A 16,526-nucleotide genomic window follows, 5' to 3' on the forward strand; every position below is an offset into this window, starting at 1 on the left:
TGTCAGCCCGCCGCTCTCTCGGAGTACTTATATGGATTTGCGCACCCCGGTTCAGGCGCTTCGATTGTCCTCGTCATCAAGCGCGACCATTGCCATAAAGTCAGTCTCACTAATAATGCGGATGTTCTGGCCCGCAGTATTTAGCTCTTCGGCTTTAATGTGCTTGCTGCTCTTTTCTTTACCTGCGAGCTTGGTCAGATCTTGATCTCCGACCACGAGGATGGTGGTTTTTTTGGTCACACCATTAGTGAGAGCGCAACCGATAGATGCAGCAAGGTTCTGGGCATGCTGACGAGGCATCTGCATAGCGCCGGTAAAGACAATGCTCTCCCCGGCCAAAGGGCCATCAACGTTGACAGCGGGGGCATCCGCTATGCGTACCGGGCGCTTGTTTCTTGCCAGCCAGTCGTAGGGTGGGATCCCGGTCGACTCGCAAGCCTTCAAGAGGACGTATCCGGCAGCCCTGGCGTCGTCTACGGCATTGTGATGACGGGGAAGAGGAATACCTAGGTATTTGCAAACCGAATTCAGTCTGTAACCACCCTCGGCATACTTTTCTGGCCATGCACGCTTGACTACAGGGTGAATGTTCAGCCAATGGTTGCTCATTCGAGGTAGTCTGCGAACATCACAGGCTTGACTGAAGGCTGATCTGTCGAAATGGCCATAACTAGCTACTAGACTGTCACCAGCCAACAGCTTTATTTGATTAAGTCCGGCGTCGAACAGTGGTTCGCCCACAACCATATCTGCAGTGATCTCGTGGATGCTAATATTGAAATCAAGGAACTCGTCCTCGGGATCAATTAAGCTCTCCCACTCGTTGACTATTTGGCCATCTACGAACTCAACGGCGCCGATTTGACAGATCGAACCAAACCAAGAGTTTGCAGTTTCGACGTCAATGGTTATAAATCGATTTTTATGCACGGCCTCTCCTTGGTCTAGTGAAACCAGAGGCTACCAAGGCCAAGCGCTAGGCCGGCAGCCGGCTTTTCGTACAACAGGCGGAATCTCAGGTGTCTGTGTCGACCTAGGTCCGTCACGCCATCTCAATCATCGGCACTGTCATTCTGCTGGGTAGCAAACTTGCGGGAATCTGGAGTGAAAGTTACCACCATTCCAGTCTTGGAGCAGGTGAGGGTGACCTCTGCATCCATGTCAATTTCAAGGTCTTGTCCGCGAAGGCCTTGCCATTGGGCGAGGTAATGTAGCGATCCAAATTTCTCACGTTTCTTGAGTTGTTTACTGACTCCGCCCTTCCAATTTAGCGGCGGGAGCTCATCCGCCCTGGCGCATTCGGCCAAGACTGGTTCTCGAATTGCAAGCTGACGGCCGACCTCCCAAGACTTGATCAATCCTGAGTCGGCGCCTTGCCAAACAGAGTTCCAATCCAAGCCCAGTCGCTCAGGCTCGCTGTGGTTGCGGTGAATTAATCGACTCATATCTTTGCTGGCTCTTCCATGCTATTAATTTTCTGTCTTGTTAAGACGACATCGCTCCTGCGCGTTGTATCACTGCTTATTCAGACAAGTTGGTGCCGAGTCGCTCTACCCATTGAGGCTGTTTTGCGCATGGTTAGGGGTTCCGCTACAACAAATTCGCATTCCACACCAGAAGTACTCTTGCCTGAATATAGGTTTCTTCTTGGCGGATCATTCGATCTTTATGGTTCGGGTTGTCAGAGATCATTTCGAAATACTCCTCGTCCGCAATTTGCAGTCGCTTGATGTATTCATGGCCTCCCCAAGAGAAATAATAGATCCCATCGCCAACAAACGCGCGGATGCTCGCATCTACTATTAGCGGGTCGCGATTCTTAATCGTGGGCGCCATGGACTGGCCCCATCCTGTAACCAGCTTCAGGTGGTAGTGCTCCTTGAACTCGACGCCCAGCTCTCGCAGGTGTCTAGGGCTTACCCGCACATCCTGAAGCATCTCTGGATGGTCGTGCGCTACTTGCCCTCCACCCATGGAACCACGGACGTCGTAATGCGCGATCCATACCTCATCGCCAACTAATCCTGGTCTGGAGAGGTCTGCGTTGATCGGGTTTGGCGCTGCTGTCTCTTCGGCCGCTGCAAGCAGTCGCTGACGTGTAGCCTCGGGAATTCGTTTACCGCTTTTCGCAAGCATCTGTTTGACAAGGTCGGAAGCTGATCTCGGACTCGGATCGGCCATTGGCGATGCGTCGTGGACCTCCTCAGGAATTGAGTCGAACCAGCCGCGCGGCAGGCCCTCAATAGCTTCGATACGCCTCGCTACGTCATCGCCTAAGTTTTTCGCCGTCTTGTCCGAAAGAATCTGGCTGAGATGGGCGGGCGCCATTCCCCAGCGCTCTGCGCAGGATCCTTTTTTCTGGCTGCCAATCAGCTTGACCAGGTTGTGCTTGCGAATCTCGTAGATATCCATGACGCGAAGAATGCCAGTCTTTAGCTGTCTGCTAAATGTACGCAAAGCTAAATTCTCCTTGCTCAAACATTAGCCGCAAGCTAAATTCTGTTAGATGTGTAAGGAGAATCCTCATGAATGAGCACCTTCGTGATTGGCTGGGTGGGGCCACGAACGAGCGGCGGCAGGAAGTGGCTGCCGCCGCAAAAACCACCATAGGCCACATGTGGCAGCTAGCGGGCGGCCATCGAAAGGCTTCTACAGAGCTGGCCGAACGTCTTCAGGATGCATCTGATGGCGAGATCACTATCGCCGGACTGCGCCCTGATCTCATTCAGTTTGCACGGAAAGCGCTGAAGGGTGTCGCGTGATCCATCAACCCAGGCACTGCATGAGATGGCTTTTGGCGAGCAATCCATCTGCCGCGATTCGAATTATTTACCGTCTGGCGCCTTGCCAGTAGATGGGCAAAACACCTGTTGATTTATCCAGCCCATAAATCGCAGGCGAAAAAAAACCGCCTGGCAGGGCGGTCTCTTCAACATCTTTTCGAGGTCGATTATGCACTTCCATCACGACGCAAGCAACGCTCGCGCGGCAGGTTTTCGTTATGCCCCAAAACTGTCGCGTCAGGCGGGTAAGGGCGGCCAATGAGCACGATCATCATGACCGCGTGCTGGCCATTGCAGGGTATGAGCCCAGCTCAAAAGGCTGTGCTGATCTCTCTCGCCGACAACGCAAACGATGACGGTGTCTGCTGGCCTTCTGTGGCTCGTATCGCGGAACGCACCTGCCTGTCAGAGCGGGCGGTTCGCAATGCGCTGCGCTGGCTTGAGCAGGTCCATGTTCTGACTGCGCATCAGAGAGCAGGGCGCTCAACCTGGTACACGGTGAGCCCGAATCTATATGACCCCGGCATTTCCTGCCCCCCGGAACCAGATGCCGCCCCACCCCGGCAGGATATGCCGACCACCCCGGCACCAGATGCCGGACACCCCGGCACCTCCTGCCCCCAGAACCGTAATAGAACCATCAAGGAACCGTCAGTAGCTACTCGCGACCCCTCGAAGCAGGTTCCGGTCGATCAGATCGTCGACCTGTTCAACGAGATGCTGCCGCAATTGCCGAAGGTGATCCTGATCAACCCTGATCGCCGAAAGAAAGTCGGCGCTCGCTGGAGCGAAAGTCCCGTACACCAGGATCTGGAATTCTGGCGCGATTTCTTCGGCATGGTTCAGTCGAGCGACTTCCTGATGGGCAAAGCGAAGGGTAGGGACGGGAACCCATTCCGCTGCACGTTCGACTGGCTGATCGCCCCGACCAACTTCGTGAAGGTGGTGGAGGGCAATTACCATGCGTGATCCCTACAACGCCGAGGCCGAGCACGGCCTACTGGGCGCGATGATGATCCGCCCCGAGCTGATCGACACCCTGAGCGAAGACCTGTCGCCGGAGTCGTTCTACTTCGCCGAGAACGCTGAGGTCTTCCGCGGCATCCTCGCGGTGCGATCCGATGGCAACGCCGTGGACTTCCTGACGGTTGCAGATCGAATTGGTTTTTTGGCGAACGGTGATAGGGCGCTGGCCTACTGCGCCGAGATCGTGAACAACACCCCCAGTGTCGCTAGCGCCAAGACCTACGCAAGCATCGTTCGCGAGCGGGCCATTGAGCGCGCCCTGTACAGCCTGGGCGAGCACGCCATCGAGGTGGCTCAGGGTAGCGAGAGCATCCAGGCGAAGATCGCTGCCGTTCAGGCCGCGGCGATGGCCATCGATAGCGCCACCAATGACGACGAGATCGTCAAGGCCGGGGATGTGATGGGTGAGCAGATCGAGGTTTGGCAGGAGCGCCACGACCGCCATGTTCGCGGTGAAACCCTGATCGGACTGTCGACGGGGCTTGTCGATCTGGACGAGAAGACCGGCGGCCTGCAGCCCGATCATCTCTACGTGCTCGCGGGGCGCCCAGCGATGGGCAAAACCACTCTTGCCATGAAATTCATAGCCAATGCGGCCATCCGGCAGGGCAAGTCGGCTTTGGTCGTCAGCCTTGAAATGAACAAGCGACAGCTGATCGACCGTCTTGTCGCTGCTGAAGGTCGTATCCCGCTCAACCTGATCAAGAACGGCACTGCCTGCCAGGACCACGGCGCCGAGTTGGCGACCGCTTCGCGGCTCATCCAGTTTGCCCCGCTGTACATCGCCGACAAGGCCGGGTCATCGATCGGCCGGATCCGTTCTCTGGCTCGACGCCACAAGCTTCGCTACGGCCTCGACATCCTGATGATCGATTACCTCCAGCTCGTTGAGGGCGACGGGGGCAATCGCACCGAGGAGGTTTCCAGCATCAGCCGTGGTTGCAAGTTGCTTGCAAACGAACTGGGTATCCCGGTCGTCCTGCTGAGTCAGCTGTCCCGCAAGTGCGAAGAGCGCCCCAACAAGCGCCCAATCCCGTCTGACCTTCGCGAGTCCGGGGCCATCGAGCAAGACGCCGACGTGATCATGTTCGTGTACCGCGACGAGGTCTACAGCGAGCACACCGAAGCCAAGGGTATCGCCGAGATCATCATCGGGAAGGGCCGGGACATCGAAACGGGCACCGTTCGCGCCGCGTTCCTTGGGCAGTACAACCGTTTCGAAGACCTCGCCTCCGGGTGGATTCCCCCTTCATCTGCAAAACCAGAAAAAGGCAAGTCCATGGCCGACCGCTACCAGGGGAGGTCTCGCCATGCTGCAGCCTGAGCTCACCGAATACCGCTATGCCCTGTACTGCCGATCCGACCTGTTCGGCCTGGCCGACAAACCACAACCCCCGATAGCGCTCTACCGCGACGAAAGCCTGGCCAATGCCCACGGCTATCGCCTGTGGCCGAGCGCCTATCAAGTCATCGACCTCCACGGAGAGGAAAGCCCATGCGGCAATCGAAACTGACCAAGGCCGCGCGCGGTCGGGAGTGCCAAGTGCGCATTCCTGGCGTCTGCAACGGCAACCCTGAAACCACGGTGCTCGCGCACTACCGGCTCGCCGGCACCTGCGGCATGGGCAGGAAGCCGCATGACATGCAGGGCGCGTGGGCATGTAGTGCATGTCATGACGCCTGTGACGGCCGGAGTTGCTGTGTTGATCGCGAAACGGCTCGGCATCATCACGCGGAAGGCGTCATGCGCACCCAGGACATCCTGCTCAACGAGGGGGTGCTTGTCGCATGACTCAGAGACCACCACTTCGCAATCCACGTGCGCCCGGTACCAAGATCACACGCGCCAAGCCTGTCGACCGCGAAGGGCAGGAGCAGGCCGCACTCATGAGGGAGATCGAGCTCCGCTATCCCGAAGTGCGCGATCTGATTTATCACGTCCCGAACGGTGGGCACCGCGTGAAGGCCGTGGCCGCGAAGCTCAAGGCCCAGGGGGTGAAGGCAGGCATCCCGGACCTGGTGCTGCCCATGGCCCGCGGTGGCTACTTCGGGCTGTACGTTGAGTTCAAGGCGACTATCGATCCGGCGCCAGTGTCCGCCAGTCAGCAAGCCTGTATTCGCCGCCTGAACGATCAAGGCTATCTGGCCATCGTTTGCCGTGGGCACTTCGACGCTATGGAGCAGCTTCGGGCCTATCTGCTGCTGCCGAAAACGGAGGTTGCAGCATGACCAACACCGCCGCTGTGAAAATCAGCGATGCAGAAATCCGCCGCCAGGCTACTGGCCAGGTCCGCGATCTGCGCGCGCTGGGCAATCAGGGTCTTTATTTCAGATTTCATCGGTCCCGCGAGCGCGGTTCTTGGTACCTGATCCACAAGGGCAAGTGGAACCTGATCGGTTCCTACCCTGAGCTGAGCGCCTCCAAGGTCGCCACTGCGTTGCCGGATATCCGCCTGCGGCTTGAGGCCGGGGAGGGCTCAAGCCTATCCAGTTGGATCCTGACCGGTGAGCTGCTGTCGTGGTTTGCCGATCGCATGTCCCGCGACCGCAGCCTGTCGGCCAAGCGCAAGAGCACTGCGGCCTCGGTGATGAAGCAACACTTGATACCTCGCCTGGGCGACACGCCACTGGCTGAGATCGACAAGGCGCTGCTCGATCGCAAGTTGATGTGGCCGCTGCAGGAGTCGCTATCGATTGACTACGTGCGCCTGGTCTTCCAACTGTTGGTCCTGGCGTTCCGGCAAGCGCACCGGCTCGGGCTGATCAGTAAGAACCCGTTCACCGGAATCCGCTTCAGTGACTTCTCCAAGGCCAAGGTTAGCGTCAAGCCGTCCCGGCTTCGCGCGAAGGACATCGAGTACCTGATGGATCTGTTTGCCCTGGAGCTTCGCGAGGATGCGGGCGAGGGCAAGCTGGTCGCCAAGGACACCAGCTCGCTGGCTGGCCTGCTGGGCTTGATGATGCTTTGTCACGGGACCCGCCTGGGTGAGACAAGGCAGGCGCGCTGGAGCCATATCAGCCTGGCGGAGCGCGAGTGGTTCATCCCTGCCGAGCACACGAAGACTGGCGTCGAGCATCGCCTACCACTGACCGATCAAGTGCGCTCGGTGCTGATGACCTACCGGGAGGCTCAGCGCAATCAGGGCTATGAGGGCGTATTCGTATTCCCGGGCCGCAACGGCAAGGCGTTGAGCGACGTGAAAGCCAGTCAGGTGTTCACCCGGCTTGGCCAGGGCGAGTGGACCAGTCACGACCTGCGCAAACTTGCCCGCACCAGTTGGGCCGATCTCGGCGTAGACCACCTGGTGGGCGAGATGCTGATCAACCACGCCGTCAGCCACAACGTAAAGGTGTATGTCCAGTCCGACATGATGGCCCGCAGGCGCGAGGCCCTGGAGAAGTGGCACGCGCACCTAGACCAGAAGGGATTCGGCCTGATTCACGGCTTGACCGAACCTAGATCCGAAGTTTCCGGTATTTCGCCACAGGCCGCGCCCGTCGAGGGCTCCAGCGGCATTGCGGAGTCAACCATAGGCGAGGATTCGAAATGACAAGGAAGAGCCACGGGCCGTCCTTCAAACAGCACATGATCAGGCTTGCCGAGTGCGGCGCCTGCCAAGGTCGCGGGGTCGTGCAGGGCGTTTTTCATGAACTGGGCTGTGACGTCTGCTGCGGCTCCGGCTGGATTGATCCTTGGACCAATCGGCCGATGCCGGTGGAGGCATTGGCCGCCCAGTTGGGGATGAACCTGCGCGCAGCGAAGAAGCAGATTGAGCAATTGAAGAACCCTCGGGCCACTGGGCCGGAGGCGATTTATCAGGAAGCCAACCGGCTGGGTGCCGGTGGTAGCAACTACACCGGGGATTGAGGGGAAAGGACATGAAGGTAATCTGCGCACGCCAGGCTTGGCACGACGCACTCCACGAAGACCGGCCTTCTGCATTGGCGGTCGCCGCAGAGGCGGCTGTGATCGGGCGGGAGTTCGGTGCGGGGGAAAACAAGATTATGGTCATGCTGGAGAACCATGACGGCAAAGAGGTAGCCAAGGTCTACGAAATCCGCACGGAAGGCGTACACGAAACCCGATCAGGACGCCGCCTCACTGATTCACGCTGCGCACACATGCTGGTCGCCGGCATGGTCATGGTAGCGATCGACACACTGCCTAAATCGCTACGAACTTTCGGCAATTTCATGTATTCGCCGATCACCAACGCTAACGACCTGAGCATTGCTCATGGCCTAGCGTGGCTAGGTAGCGGGCTGGATGATTTGTCGGGCCGCAAAAAGGAGCGCGCTTACTGGATGGCGATGGCGGCTCTGCAATCGCACAAGCAAATGGTCCATGATCGAGAAGGGTGGGGGCCAAGTGCGGTGTGCATCTTCGTGGAGGAGCGCACCGGCGTGAAGATGGAGCCCAGCCATTGGGCGCGTGACTGGGCTGAAGTATGGGGCCGGCTGGGTGCCCACATCGACAAATTGGACCGGCAGGCTCTGCGGCCCGTTGCCCAGGTTGTAGAGCGTATGAGGGCGCGCGAAAAAGCTGCTTGACTATTTGGCGAGTGTTTTGGCACTATTTCGCCATCGTGATAATTTCGCCTTTGGCGAACAAACAAAGAAACCCGGCCCAAAGCCGGGTTTTTTTGTTTGTTCAGTCCTGAATTTCGACTTCGGTCAAGGTTGACTGATACCTCGCAGCATAGAAGCCCTTCGTTTGTAGTGAGTTGAGGACCTCGGCTTGCTTGAGTCCTGTTGGGAGATTTTCGATAGCGACGGTTCTTTCGTAGCTAATGCCATCTAGAAACACCGATCCAGCCCCACTAATCCGTGGAATCTCCCTGCCTTCCTCAATAATGAGCCAGCGGTCTTGGTCTCGATACAGGTCAACTTGCATGGGACTTCCTTTTCATGGATTGAGGCTGGATGGTAGCCCTTGGCTATATTCGGGCGTAGCTGTCTATTCATCCATGACTTCCCGGAAACAATTCAAGGGCCCACTTCGGTGGGCCAATTCATTTGCGCTCCCCGCAACGGGAGGAATCGAGATGCCGAACATGCCGGAAAAGGACCCAACACTGTGGGCAGCGGCGCTTGCCTGGTTGGTAGCACGTCAGCCTCAGCTCTATACCGGCGGCATCGCTGCTGCTGTTGCCATGTGCCGCGTTATCTATGGTGGTGGTCGCGGCCGCAAGATTGCCCTTGAGGGCGCTATCTGCGGCTTGATCGCAATCAGCTTGCTGCCGGTTCTGGAGTACTTCGCGCTACCCCCGAATCTCTCGGTCTTCGCCGGCTGCATGGTTGGCTTCATTGGAGTGGAAAAGCTGCGTGACTACTCGGATCGGTTCATGAGTAAGAAAGTGGAGGGATAGCAGGTGCTCGCTCGCGAACCAGCCAAGAAGCCAAGTCCATACAGCTACCGCTGGCAGCAGGCCCGCGAAGGCTGGCTGCGCAAGAACCCGCTGTGCATCCGGTGCCTGAACTCAGGACTGAACAAGCCTGCCACCGTTGTTGACCACATCAACCCACACCGTGGTGACATGACCCTGTTCTGGGATCGCACCAACTGGCAGTCCCTGTGCACCAACTGCCACAGCTCCTACAAGCAGCGCTTGGAGAAGTCAGGGCGCGAGGCTGGCTGCGACACCAGTGGGAGGCCGCTGGACCCCAAGCACCACTGGAATCGCCGCTGATGAAGCCCTGTGGGCGCTTCGGGGCCCCATCCCTGAGGGGTAGGGGGGTGAGAATGTTTTTTCCGTAAGCATTCCTGACCGATCGCCCCTCTCTTTACGCAAAACCGCGAAATGAAATCTTTTTTTTGAGAGCTGATAAATGGCTGGGAGACGACCCACTCCGACAGAGCTGAAGCTTGTCAGAGGGAATCCCGGCAAGCGCCCGATCAACAAGAACGAGCCTCAGCCGGCCAGGCGCATCCCTAGCGCGCCCGCGCATCTGGCGAGTGAGGGGCAGGTGGCATGGGGCCGTTTGACAGTGCTACTCGATCGGATGGGTGTTCTCACCGAGGCGGATGGCTTCGCGCTCGAACGGCTCTGCGATTGTTACGCCGAAATCCTCGCACTGCGCGAAATGGTCGACGCCCAGGGGCGCACCTACGAGACCACCAGCACCCAAGGGGAGTTGGTTCTCAAGGCGAACCCTGCTGTTGCCATGCTTGCCGACGTTGATCGTCGCTTCAAAAGTTACCTGGTCGAGTTCGGCCTTACTCCAGCAGCTCGATCCAAGGTTCAGGTTAAAGAGCATGACGACAAAGAAGACCCGCTCGCGGAGCACTTCGCTTGACGATCCTGCTACCCAGTACGCAACTGAAGTGCACTCCGGCGTGCGGATCGCCGGGCCAGACATCCGAAACGCATGCGCTCGCCACCTTCGGGATCTTGTTGAAGGCCCTGGCCGCGGTTTGTTTTGGGATCTAGAAGAAGCCAATAAGGCTATCCGGTTCTATCGCGCCGTACTGAAACTCAATGGTGGGGAGTTCGAGGGCCAGCCCTTCGAGTTGTTGCCTTGGCAGAAATTCATCGTGGGCAGCATTTTTGGCTGGAAGGGTAGTGACGGCTACCGCCGTTTCCGGGTTGTATACGTCGAAAGTGGCAAGGGTTCTGGCAAGTCGCCTTTGGCAGCTGGCGTAGGCCTGAAAGGTTTGGTCAGTGACAATGAGGCGCGGGCTGAGGTTTATGCTGCGGCGACCAAGAAAGACCAGGCCATGATCCTGTTTCGCGACGCGGTGGCCATGGTGCAGCAGTCGCCGGAGCTTACCAAGCGGCTTGCCTGCAGCGGCACGGGGATGAATATCTGGAACCTGGCCTACCTCAAGACGGGGTCGTTCTTTCGACCAATCAGCTCCGATGACGGTCAGTCTGGGCCCAGGCCGCACATGGCTCTCATCGACGAAGTGCATGAGCACAAGACCAACATGGTCGTGGAGATGATGCGAGCAGGCACGAAGAGCCGCAAGCAGGCCCTCATTTTCATGATCACCAACAGTGGGTCGAACAAACGGGGGCCTTGCTGGGAGTACCACGAGTACGGCTCAAAGGTGGCCTCCGGGGCCCTCGTCGACGATGGATTTTTTGCATACATCTGCTCGCTCGATGAGGGTGATGACCCTATCCAGGACGAGAGCTGCTGGTTCAAGTCCAACCCATCCCTGCAAGATGCCGACCTGCCGGGGATGAAGTATCTGCGTGAGCAGGTGACAGAGGCTCGCGGCATGCCAAGCAAGGAGGCCATGGTTCGCCGACTCAATTTCTGCGAATGGACGGGCGCGGAGTCGCCCTGGATATCTTGGGACGTGTGGAGCCAGGCGGAAGAGCGCGTGCCTATGTCGCTGCTGCGTAATCGGCCTTGCGTCGGCGGCCTGGACCTGTCCAGCACCACCGACCTAACTGCATTTGTCCTGCTCTTCTATCCAACCTACGAGGATCCGCATTGGCGGCTGCTGCCGTACTTCTGGATCCCGGACCATGAATTGGACAAGCGTGAGGCTCGCGACAAGGTCCCTTACGCTGCATGGATCAAGGCTCGCGAGCTGGAGACAACACCTGGTCGAGCGATCAGCAAGCTGCATGTGCTTCGTAGGTTGCAGACGATTTGCAGCTTTTTCCAAGTGGACAAGATCGCCTACGACCGATGGCGTATCGAGGATATGCGTCAGTTGATGAGCGAGTACGACATTGAGCTCCCTGAGCTGGTCGAGTTCGGGCAGGGGTTCAAGGACATGGGGCCTGCGGTGGACGAATTCGAGCGCCGCTTGCTCGGCGTTTCAGCAGTCAGATCCGGAGGTGACGACGACGCTGGAGACCTATTCGATGACTCGGATGTTCAGGCGGTGGAGTCGCTACGGCACGACGGTAATCCGGTAATGACCTGGTGTGCCGGCAATGCGGTCATCGTTTCCGACCCGGCGAGCAACCGCAAGGCTGACAAGGCAAAGGCAACCGGTCGGGTCGACGGAATCATCGCGTCGATCATGGCCACCGGTATCAGTGGTGCAGTTTCTGCCGGCAGCAGCGGCACCTCCATCTACGACGAAGGAGTCGGGGTTTGAACAAAATCGCAATCGCGGCGTGGGTTGCCGGGCTGGTGGGCTTTGGATTGCTGGTTTCCGGGATCGCCCTGGTCAGCATTCCCCTTGCACTCATCGTTGCTGGCCTCAGCATGATCGGCTGGGCCTGGCTAGCTGATAGGGCTGCTGCGCGTATTCAAGACAAACGCAACCCAGCAGGAGGGTGAGCATGTTTTTCAGTAATGTGCTCGGCCCGAATGAGGGCCTGGTATCCGATGGCAGCAGCGGCTTCTGGCGCAGCTTGATCGGCTCAGGCCGTTCCGCTTCCGGCGTAAAGGTCACGCCAGACAGTGCGCTGGCGATCACGGTTCTACAAAATTGCGTCACGCTGCTGGCTGAAAGTGTTGGCCAGCTACCTCTTGAACTCTATCGCCGACTCGGGGATGGCAAGCGCGAACCGGCGACGATGCATCAGCTCTACGATGTCCTGCGTTATCAGCCAAACCCCTGGCAGACGCCCTACGAATATCGTGAGTCCAGCCAACTTGCGCTCGGGCTGAGGGGTAATTGCTTCAGCTACGTCGAGCGTAACGATGATGGATCGGTGAAGGCGCTGTACCCGTTGCACAATGACAAGGTCATGGTGCTGAAAGGCAGTGACTTGAGGCCGGTGTATCGCATCGGCGGCCACGAGCCGCTGCCCATGCGCCTGATCCACCATGTGCGCTGGCACACCAAGAATCACTATACCGGTCTGTCTCCGGTCGAACTCCATGCAGATGCCGTCGGCCTGGCCCAAGCAGTTCGCCAGTACGCGGGTAAATCCTTTGCGAACGGCACCGCGGTCAGTGGCGTGATCGAGCGGCCAAAGGAGGCGCCGCCGATCAGAGAGCAGAGCAGCGTCGACCGCATTCTGGATCAGTGGGGTAACAAGTTCTCAGGTATCGACAACGCCAAGAAGGTGGCGATGCTTCAAGAGGGCATGACCTTCAAGCCAGTCTCGATGAACAACGTCGACGCGGAGTTGCTGGGGATTCTCAAAGCGACCGGTCTGGACCTCGCGCGGATCTACAAGATCCCGCCTCACATGGTCAATGATTTGGAGAAGGCCAGCTACAACAGCCTGGAGCAGTTGCTGATTCAGTACGTGATCTTCGCTCTCATGCCGTGGGTGAAGCGCCATGAGCAAGCGATGATGCGTGACTTCCTGCTCCCATCGGAGCGCCGAGAGTACTTCATTGAATTTAACCTTTCCGGGCTGCTGCGAGGCGATCAGAAAAGCCGTTATGACGCTTACGCGATCGGACGGCAATGGGGTTGGTTGTCGATCAACGACATCCGCCGCTTGGAGAACATGCCGCCAGTAGCGAACGGCGACACCTATCTGCAGCCGCTCAACATGACCGACGTGGCAAACGGCCTACCCGACATGAACAACCCTAACGTTCGCGCTCAGCTTGAACAGCAGCGCGACGACATCTTGAGGATGCTTGCTGCATGAAACGACATCTGCGTGCTGCCAGCCTGCTGTTCAATCAGCCGTTGCTGACAACGCCCGACATGCTGGATCTCGCGGTCCGCTGGGCGAATCAAACGATGAGTCTCAACATCGTCAACTTGAGCATGGGCGGTGCAACCACAACACCATCGATGTTCTACGACGACGATGATTACCAGGCTGAGCAGGATCGACGGGAGGAGCAGCGCCGGGCCGCCATTGCGCAAACCGGTGTGGAGGTGATCGGGGTTCACGGCATCCTGGTCAGCCGCGGCAGCCATCTGAACGCGTGTGAGACGATGACCAGTTACGAGGGGTTGCGCGCGGCGCTCAATCAGGCCGTCGCAGACCCCATGGTTGAGCACATCGTCTTCGATATTGACAGCCCAGGTGGCAGCGCGGTCGGCGCTTTCGAACTGGCCGCTGACATCCGTGCTACAACCAAGATCAAACCCATCACTGGCTTGGTCAACTACATGGCGTACTCCGGCGGCTACCTGATTGCGTCTGCCTGCACCGAAGTGGTGGTCAGTCTGACTTCGGGCGTGGGGTCGATCGGGGTGATTGCCAGCCATATGGATCGCTCCAGGATGGTCGAGGGGATGGGCGTCAAGGTCACCACGGTGTTCGCAGGAGCTCACAAGAATGACCTGAGCCCGACCGAGCCGCTGACCGAACAATCGCTGCAGGTGCTCAACGAAATCGTGCAGGAGAGCTATCAGCTGTTCACGACCCATGTCGCCGATTACCGCAATCGTGATGTGGCTGACATCATCGCGACCGAGGCGGCTTGCTACCGCGGCTCGGCAGCTATCGCAGTGGGTCTTGCCGATCGCCTGGAAGCCCCGCAACTGGCCGTGGACAACCTGTCTCGGGCGGTGGCGCTCAGCCGAACACAGCGCCAAGGCGCTCAGGCCCGGCAGCGAATCATTGTCCAGGCTGCGGCTTCGGCCATTCAATCTCAACTCTGACCGCGTTCGCGGCAGTGACCACAACCGCCTTCGGGCGGTTTTTTTATGCCCAGGAGGCAGTATGTCCCTCGTAACACAACTGCGTAGCGAACGCGCCACGATCAACGGTCAGATCCAGGCGCTTGCTCAGCTCGAAGCCGGAGGCACTGCGCTCAGTGCAGAGCAGTTGGCCCAGTTCGAACAGCTCAGCAACCAATTCAACGAGCTTTCCGACAAGCTCAAGCGCGCCGAGGCTGCAGAACGGATGGCAGCTGCCAACGCTGTGCCTGTAGACGAAAGCGCCCAAGGCCTGAACGGGCCGCCCAGCAACATCAGTGGTCCTTTCACCGCCAAACCGGTAGCTGGTGCCAACATGGCTCAAATGGTCCGCGTCCTAGCCGCCGCTCGAGGCGATCAGAACATGGCTGCGAAGATGGCAACTGACTCTGGCTACAACCCTGAAATTGCGATGGCACTCAGCACGGTTACCCCTGGCGCCGGCGGTGTGCTTGTGCCGCAGAGCTTCTCCAGCGAGGTCATCGAGCTGCTGCGACCAAAGTCCGTAGTGCGCAGCCTCGGTGCTGTTTCGCTGCCGCTGCAAAACGGCAACCTTACCGTGCCACGCATCAAAGGCGGCGCGGTCGTGGGCTACATCGGTACCGAGGAGGATATGCCGACTACCGATATGCAGTTCGACGATCTCAAGCTGTCGTCCAAAAAGCTCGCGGCTCTTGTACCGATCAGCAACGACCTTCTGGCGTATTCCGGTACCAATCCGAGCGTGGACCGCCTGGTAGTGAACGACCTGGTCTCGTCTGTCGCCACTGCAGAAGACCTGTCGTTCCTGCGTGGCGCCGGCACTGGCAACCTGCCAAAAGGCCTCCGTTTCTGGGCCCCGTCGTTCAACGTATTCGCGGCACCGGCAGAGATCACCCTGCAGTCGGTCGAGCTGGCCCTGTCTGCGCTCATCCTCCGCCTGGAGAATGCCAACTCCAACATGACCGCACCGGGCTTTGTCATGGCCCCGCGCACCAAGCGCTGGCTGTCAGCCCTGCGTGATGGTAACGGCAACAAGGCCTATCCCGAGCTGGATCAGAACATGCTCAAAGGCTTCCCTGTGGGCAGCACCACGCAGGTGCCGATCAACCTGGGCGCCGATGGAGACGCCTCGGAAATCCACTTCGCTGACTTTGCTGACTGTTTCATCGGTGAGGACGACGCCATGGTGATCGACTTCAGTAAGGAGGCCACCTACAAGGACAGCAACGGCAACGTCATCAGCGCATTCCAGCGTGACCAGACGCTTGTACGGGTGATCGCGAAGCACGACTTCGGGCCGCGGCACATCGAGTCCGTAGCCGTCATGACCGATGTCAAGTGGGGTAGCTCCCTGTAAGGCAAATCGCCCGGCGCGCCGGGCGTTCCAAATCCAGAAATCGGGAGCATCCCATGAGCAAGATCATTGTTACCTTCGAGAAAAACTGGCGCGGCTATGCCGCCGGGGAAACCGCTGGCTTCGCGGCGGATGTGGCGGAAAGCCTGGTCGAGGCTGGCTACGCAATCGAGGCCGGCAAGCAAGCAGCCAAGAAGGGGAAAGCTGCTGCAGAAAGCGCTGCGCCAACTGAGAAAAAGACGGAGGCAGGTAAGGCAGGCGCTGGGAGTACCAGTGAGCCCGCGGGCGATAGCGGTAAGCCTTAATCATGGCGCGCCGCGTAGCCTATATAGGCGATCCTGTTCTCACTTTGGAGCAGGTTGCCTTTCAGTGTCGGGCGGAGCCCGAGGATCTGCAGTCCGAACTGATTGAGCTGGTGATCATCCCCGGCGTGGTCGCTCAGTGCGAGTCGAAAACAGGCGCTGCGATTCGTGAGGCTACCTATGAAGAGGACTGGCCGGCGCACTATCCGTCGGGGCATTCGCTGGACGTTGGCCAGGTGGTCGCCGTCGAGTCTGTCCATGTCATAGGGGCCGGCGCACCGGTACCGTTCTCGGGGCCGGTGGAACTGATATCGGGTAGCAAAGAAAGCTGCCTGGAGTTCCCTGGTGGCCGTCCTGTGGGGCGTCTTCGGATTCGCTACCGTGCCGGTGTGGATCTTGAGTCCCACCCCGGGGTTATCAGCTGGCTGCTGATGGCGGCTGAAACGGCGTTCACCCATCGCGGACAATTGATCGTGGGGCAGTCTCTGGCCGAAGTCCCGAGCAGCTTTGTTGATCATCTGCTGGCTGATATCACCGTTCCGCCGAGGTTCTAG

23 protein-coding genes are annotated in these 16,526 nt (G+C 58.7%); 19 read left to right on the forward strand and 4 right to left on the reverse strand.

Annotation, left to right across the window (positions count from 1 at the left end):
• Positions 1-51: 51 nt before the first annotated feature.
• The 3 genes from AC05QJ_RS15020 to AC05QJ_RS15030 form a co-directional block, all read right to left on the reverse strand.
• Positions 52-930 (reverse strand): exonuclease domain-containing protein, encoded by an 879-nt coding sequence (locus tag AC05QJ_RS15020; RefSeq protein ID WP_476747609.1) that lies wholly within the window; start codon positions 928-930, stop codon positions 52-54.
• Between the two features lie 122 nt (positions 931-1,052).
• On the reverse strand, positions 1,053-1,445 hold the full coding sequence (locus AC05QJ_RS15025) for a hypothetical protein (protein WP_476747610.1): 393 nt from the start codon (positions 1,443-1,445) through the stop codon (positions 1,053-1,055).
• A 145-nt stretch (positions 1,446-1,590) separates the two neighbouring features.
• On the reverse strand, positions 1,591-2,412 hold the full coding sequence (locus tag AC05QJ_RS15030) for a S24 family peptidase (RefSeq protein WP_476747611.1): 822 nt from the start codon (positions 2,410-2,412) through the stop codon (positions 1,591-1,593).
• A gap of 113 nt (positions 2,413-2,525) precedes the next feature.
• Here AC05QJ_RS15030 and AC05QJ_RS15035 point away from each other — a divergent pair, with 113 nt between their 5' ends.
• From AC05QJ_RS15035 to AC05QJ_RS15075, 9 genes are all read left to right on the forward strand, one after another.
• Positions 2,526-2,762: a helix-turn-helix domain-containing protein gene (locus AC05QJ_RS15035; RefSeq protein ID WP_476747612.1), complete on the forward strand. Its 237-nt coding sequence runs from the start codon at positions 2,526-2,528 to the stop codon at positions 2,760-2,762.
• Between the two features lie 279 nt (positions 2,763-3,041).
• Positions 3,042-3,752, forward strand: coding sequence for a helix-turn-helix domain-containing protein (locus AC05QJ_RS15040; RefSeq protein WP_476747613.1), 711 nt, complete (start codon positions 3,042-3,044; stop codon positions 3,750-3,752).
• Entirely contained in the window at positions 3,745-5,133 is a 1,389-nt protein-coding gene (gene dnaB, locus AC05QJ_RS15045; protein WP_476747614.1) for a replicative DNA helicase, read from the forward strand. The genes AC05QJ_RS15040 and dnaB overlap by 8 nt, the downstream gene beginning before the upstream one ends.
• The gene (locus AC05QJ_RS15050) at positions 5,120-5,323 is read left to right on the forward strand and encodes a hypothetical protein (RefSeq protein ID WP_476747615.1); all 204 of its coding nucleotides are present in this window, start codon (positions 5,120-5,122) and stop codon (positions 5,321-5,323) included. The genes dnaB and AC05QJ_RS15050 overlap by 14 nt, the downstream gene beginning before the upstream one ends.
• Entirely contained in the window at positions 5,305-5,601 is a 297-nt protein-coding gene (locus AC05QJ_RS15055) for a DUF1364 domain-containing protein (protein WP_476747616.1), read from the forward strand. The genes AC05QJ_RS15050 and AC05QJ_RS15055 overlap by 19 nt, the downstream gene beginning before the upstream one ends.
• The gene (locus AC05QJ_RS15060) at positions 5,598-6,038 is read left to right on the forward strand and encodes a VRR-NUC domain-containing protein (protein WP_476747617.1); all 441 of its coding nucleotides are present in this window, start codon (positions 5,598-5,600) and stop codon (positions 6,036-6,038) included. Before AC05QJ_RS15055 ends, AC05QJ_RS15060 begins: the two co-directional genes overlap by 4 nt.
• The gene (locus AC05QJ_RS15065) at positions 6,035-7,360 is read left to right on the forward strand and encodes a tyrosine-type recombinase/integrase (protein ID WP_476747618.1); all 1,326 of its coding nucleotides are present in this window, start codon (positions 6,035-6,037) and stop codon (positions 7,358-7,360) included. Before AC05QJ_RS15060 ends, AC05QJ_RS15065 begins: the two co-directional genes overlap by 4 nt.
• The gene (locus tag AC05QJ_RS15070) at positions 7,357-7,677 is read left to right on the forward strand and encodes a hypothetical protein (protein ID WP_476747619.1); all 321 of its coding nucleotides are present in this window, start codon (positions 7,357-7,359) and stop codon (positions 7,675-7,677) included. The genes AC05QJ_RS15065 and AC05QJ_RS15070 overlap by 4 nt, the downstream gene beginning before the upstream one ends.
• Before the next feature lie 11 nt (positions 7,678-7,688).
• The gene (locus tag AC05QJ_RS15075) at positions 7,689-8,360 is read left to right on the forward strand and encodes a hypothetical protein (protein WP_476747620.1); all 672 of its coding nucleotides are present in this window, start codon (positions 7,689-7,691) and stop codon (positions 8,358-8,360) included.
• Positions 8,361-8,460: 100 nt separating this feature from the next.
• Here AC05QJ_RS15075 and AC05QJ_RS15080 read toward each other — a convergent pair whose 3' ends face one another.
• Positions 8,461-8,703 carry a hypothetical protein gene (locus AC05QJ_RS15080; RefSeq protein ID WP_476747621.1) on the reverse strand — a complete coding sequence of 81 codons (243 nt, stop codon included), beginning with the start codon at positions 8,701-8,703 and terminating at the stop codon, positions 8,461-8,463.
• Positions 8,704-8,854: 151 nt separating this feature from the next.
• Here AC05QJ_RS15080 and AC05QJ_RS15085 point away from each other — a divergent pair, with 151 nt between their 5' ends.
• The 10 genes from AC05QJ_RS15085 to AC05QJ_RS15130 all read left to right on the forward strand — a co-directional run bounded on the left by AC05QJ_RS15085 (position 8,855) and on the right by AC05QJ_RS15130 (position 16,526).
• Positions 8,855-9,178, forward strand: a complete 324-nt coding sequence (locus tag AC05QJ_RS15085; protein WP_476747622.1) for a phage holin, lambda family — start codon at positions 8,855-8,857, stop codon at positions 9,176-9,178.
• Positions 9,179-9,181: 3 nt separating this feature from the next.
• Positions 9,182-9,499 (forward strand): HNH endonuclease, encoded by a 318-nt coding sequence (locus AC05QJ_RS15090; RefSeq protein WP_476747623.1) that lies wholly within the window; start codon positions 9,182-9,184, stop codon positions 9,497-9,499.
• Between the two features lie 298 nt (positions 9,500-9,797).
• Complete coding sequence (locus AC05QJ_RS15095) at positions 9,798-10,106, forward strand: phage terminase small subunit P27 family (protein WP_476747948.1); 309 nt, start codon at positions 9,798-9,800, stop codon at positions 10,104-10,106.
• The gene (locus AC05QJ_RS15100) at positions 10,066-11,871 is read left to right on the forward strand and encodes a terminase large subunit (protein WP_476747624.1); all 1,806 of its coding nucleotides are present in this window, start codon (positions 10,066-10,068) and stop codon (positions 11,869-11,871) included. The genes AC05QJ_RS15095 and AC05QJ_RS15100 overlap by 41 nt, the downstream gene beginning before the upstream one ends.
• A complete protein-coding gene (locus AC05QJ_RS15105) occupies positions 11,868-12,056 on the forward strand; it encodes a hypothetical protein (RefSeq protein ID WP_476747625.1) in 189 nt (62 codons plus the stop codon). The genes AC05QJ_RS15100 and AC05QJ_RS15105 overlap by 4 nt, the downstream gene beginning before the upstream one ends.
• 2 nt (positions 12,057-12,058) lie before the next feature.
• Positions 12,059-13,330 (forward strand): phage portal protein, encoded by a 1,272-nt coding sequence (locus AC05QJ_RS15110; protein WP_476747626.1) that lies wholly within the window; start codon positions 12,059-12,061, stop codon positions 13,328-13,330.
• Positions 13,327-14,298: a S49 family peptidase gene (locus AC05QJ_RS15115; RefSeq protein WP_476747627.1), complete on the forward strand. Its 972-nt coding sequence runs from the start codon at positions 13,327-13,329 to the stop codon at positions 14,296-14,298. Before AC05QJ_RS15110 ends, AC05QJ_RS15115 begins: the two co-directional genes overlap by 4 nt.
• A 61-nt stretch (positions 14,299-14,359) precedes the next feature.
• Complete coding sequence (locus AC05QJ_RS15120; protein ID WP_476747628.1) at positions 14,360-15,673, forward strand: phage major capsid protein; 1,314 nt, start codon at positions 14,360-14,362, stop codon at positions 15,671-15,673.
• Between the two features lie 53 nt (positions 15,674-15,726).
• Positions 15,727-15,975, forward strand: coding sequence for a hypothetical protein (locus AC05QJ_RS15125; protein WP_476747629.1), 249 nt, complete (start codon positions 15,727-15,729; stop codon positions 15,973-15,975).
• 2 nt (positions 15,976-15,977) lie between these two features.
• Entirely contained in the window at positions 15,978-16,526 is a 549-nt protein-coding gene (locus AC05QJ_RS15130) for a hypothetical protein (protein ID WP_476747630.1), read from the forward strand.

The sequence above is a fragment of the Pseudomonas sp. TUM25319 genome (assembly GCF_056388475.1).

Excerpts from the sequence above, each read along its gene's own strand:
- AC05QJ_RS15025 (WP_476747610.1), bottom strand. The coding sequence starts at position 1,445 with ATGAGTCGATTAATTCACCGCAACCACAGCGAGCCTGAGCGACTGGGC.
- AC05QJ_RS15030 (WP_476747611.1), bottom strand. The coding sequence starts at position 2,412 with ATGGATATCTACGAGATTCGCAAGCACAACCTGGTCAAGCTGATTGGC.
- AC05QJ_RS15035 (WP_476747612.1), top strand. The coding sequence starts at position 2,526 with ATGAATGAGCACCTTCGTGATTGGCTGGGTGGGGCCACGAACGAGCGG.
- AC05QJ_RS15040 (WP_476747613.1), top strand. The coding sequence starts at position 3,042 with ATGAGCACGATCATCATGACCGCGTGCTGGCCATTGCAGGGTATGAGC.
- dnaB (WP_476747614.1), top strand. The coding sequence starts at position 3,745 with ATGCGTGATCCCTACAACGCCGAGGCCGAGCACGGCCTACTGGGCGCG.
- AC05QJ_RS15050 (WP_476747615.1), top strand. The coding sequence starts at position 5,120 with ATGCTGCAGCCTGAGCTCACCGAATACCGCTATGCCCTGTACTGCCGA.
- AC05QJ_RS15055 (WP_476747616.1), top strand. The coding sequence starts at position 5,305 with ATGCGGCAATCGAAACTGACCAAGGCCGCGCGCGGTCGGGAGTGCCAA.
- AC05QJ_RS15060 (WP_476747617.1), top strand. The coding sequence starts at position 5,598 with ATGACTCAGAGACCACCACTTCGCAATCCACGTGCGCCCGGTACCAAG.
- AC05QJ_RS15065 (WP_476747618.1), top strand. The coding sequence starts at position 6,035 with ATGACCAACACCGCCGCTGTGAAAATCAGCGATGCAGAAATCCGCCGC.
- AC05QJ_RS15070 (WP_476747619.1), top strand. The coding sequence starts at position 7,357 with ATGACAAGGAAGAGCCACGGGCCGTCCTTCAAACAGCACATGATCAGG.
- AC05QJ_RS15075 (WP_476747620.1), top strand. The coding sequence starts at position 7,689 with ATGAAGGTAATCTGCGCACGCCAGGCTTGGCACGACGCACTCCACGAA.
- AC05QJ_RS15080 (WP_476747621.1), bottom strand. The coding sequence starts at position 8,703 with ATGCAAGTTGACCTGTATCGAGACCAAGACCGCTGGCTCATTATTGAG.
- AC05QJ_RS15085 (WP_476747622.1), top strand. The coding sequence starts at position 8,855 with ATGCCGAACATGCCGGAAAAGGACCCAACACTGTGGGCAGCGGCGCTT.
- AC05QJ_RS15100 (WP_476747624.1), top strand. The coding sequence starts at position 10,066 with ATGACGACAAAGAAGACCCGCTCGCGGAGCACTTCGCTTGACGATCCT.
- AC05QJ_RS15110 (WP_476747626.1), top strand. The coding sequence starts at position 12,059 with ATGTTTTTCAGTAATGTGCTCGGCCCGAATGAGGGCCTGGTATCCGAT.
- AC05QJ_RS15115 (WP_476747627.1), top strand. The coding sequence starts at position 13,327 with ATGAAACGACATCTGCGTGCTGCCAGCCTGCTGTTCAATCAGCCGTTG.
- AC05QJ_RS15120 (WP_476747628.1), top strand. The coding sequence starts at position 14,360 with ATGTCCCTCGTAACACAACTGCGTAGCGAACGCGCCACGATCAACGGT.
- AC05QJ_RS15125 (WP_476747629.1), top strand. The coding sequence starts at position 15,727 with ATGAGCAAGATCATTGTTACCTTCGAGAAAAACTGGCGCGGCTATGCC.
- AC05QJ_RS15130 (WP_476747630.1), top strand. The coding sequence starts at position 15,978 with ATGGCGCGCCGCGTAGCCTATATAGGCGATCCTGTTCTCACTTTGGAG.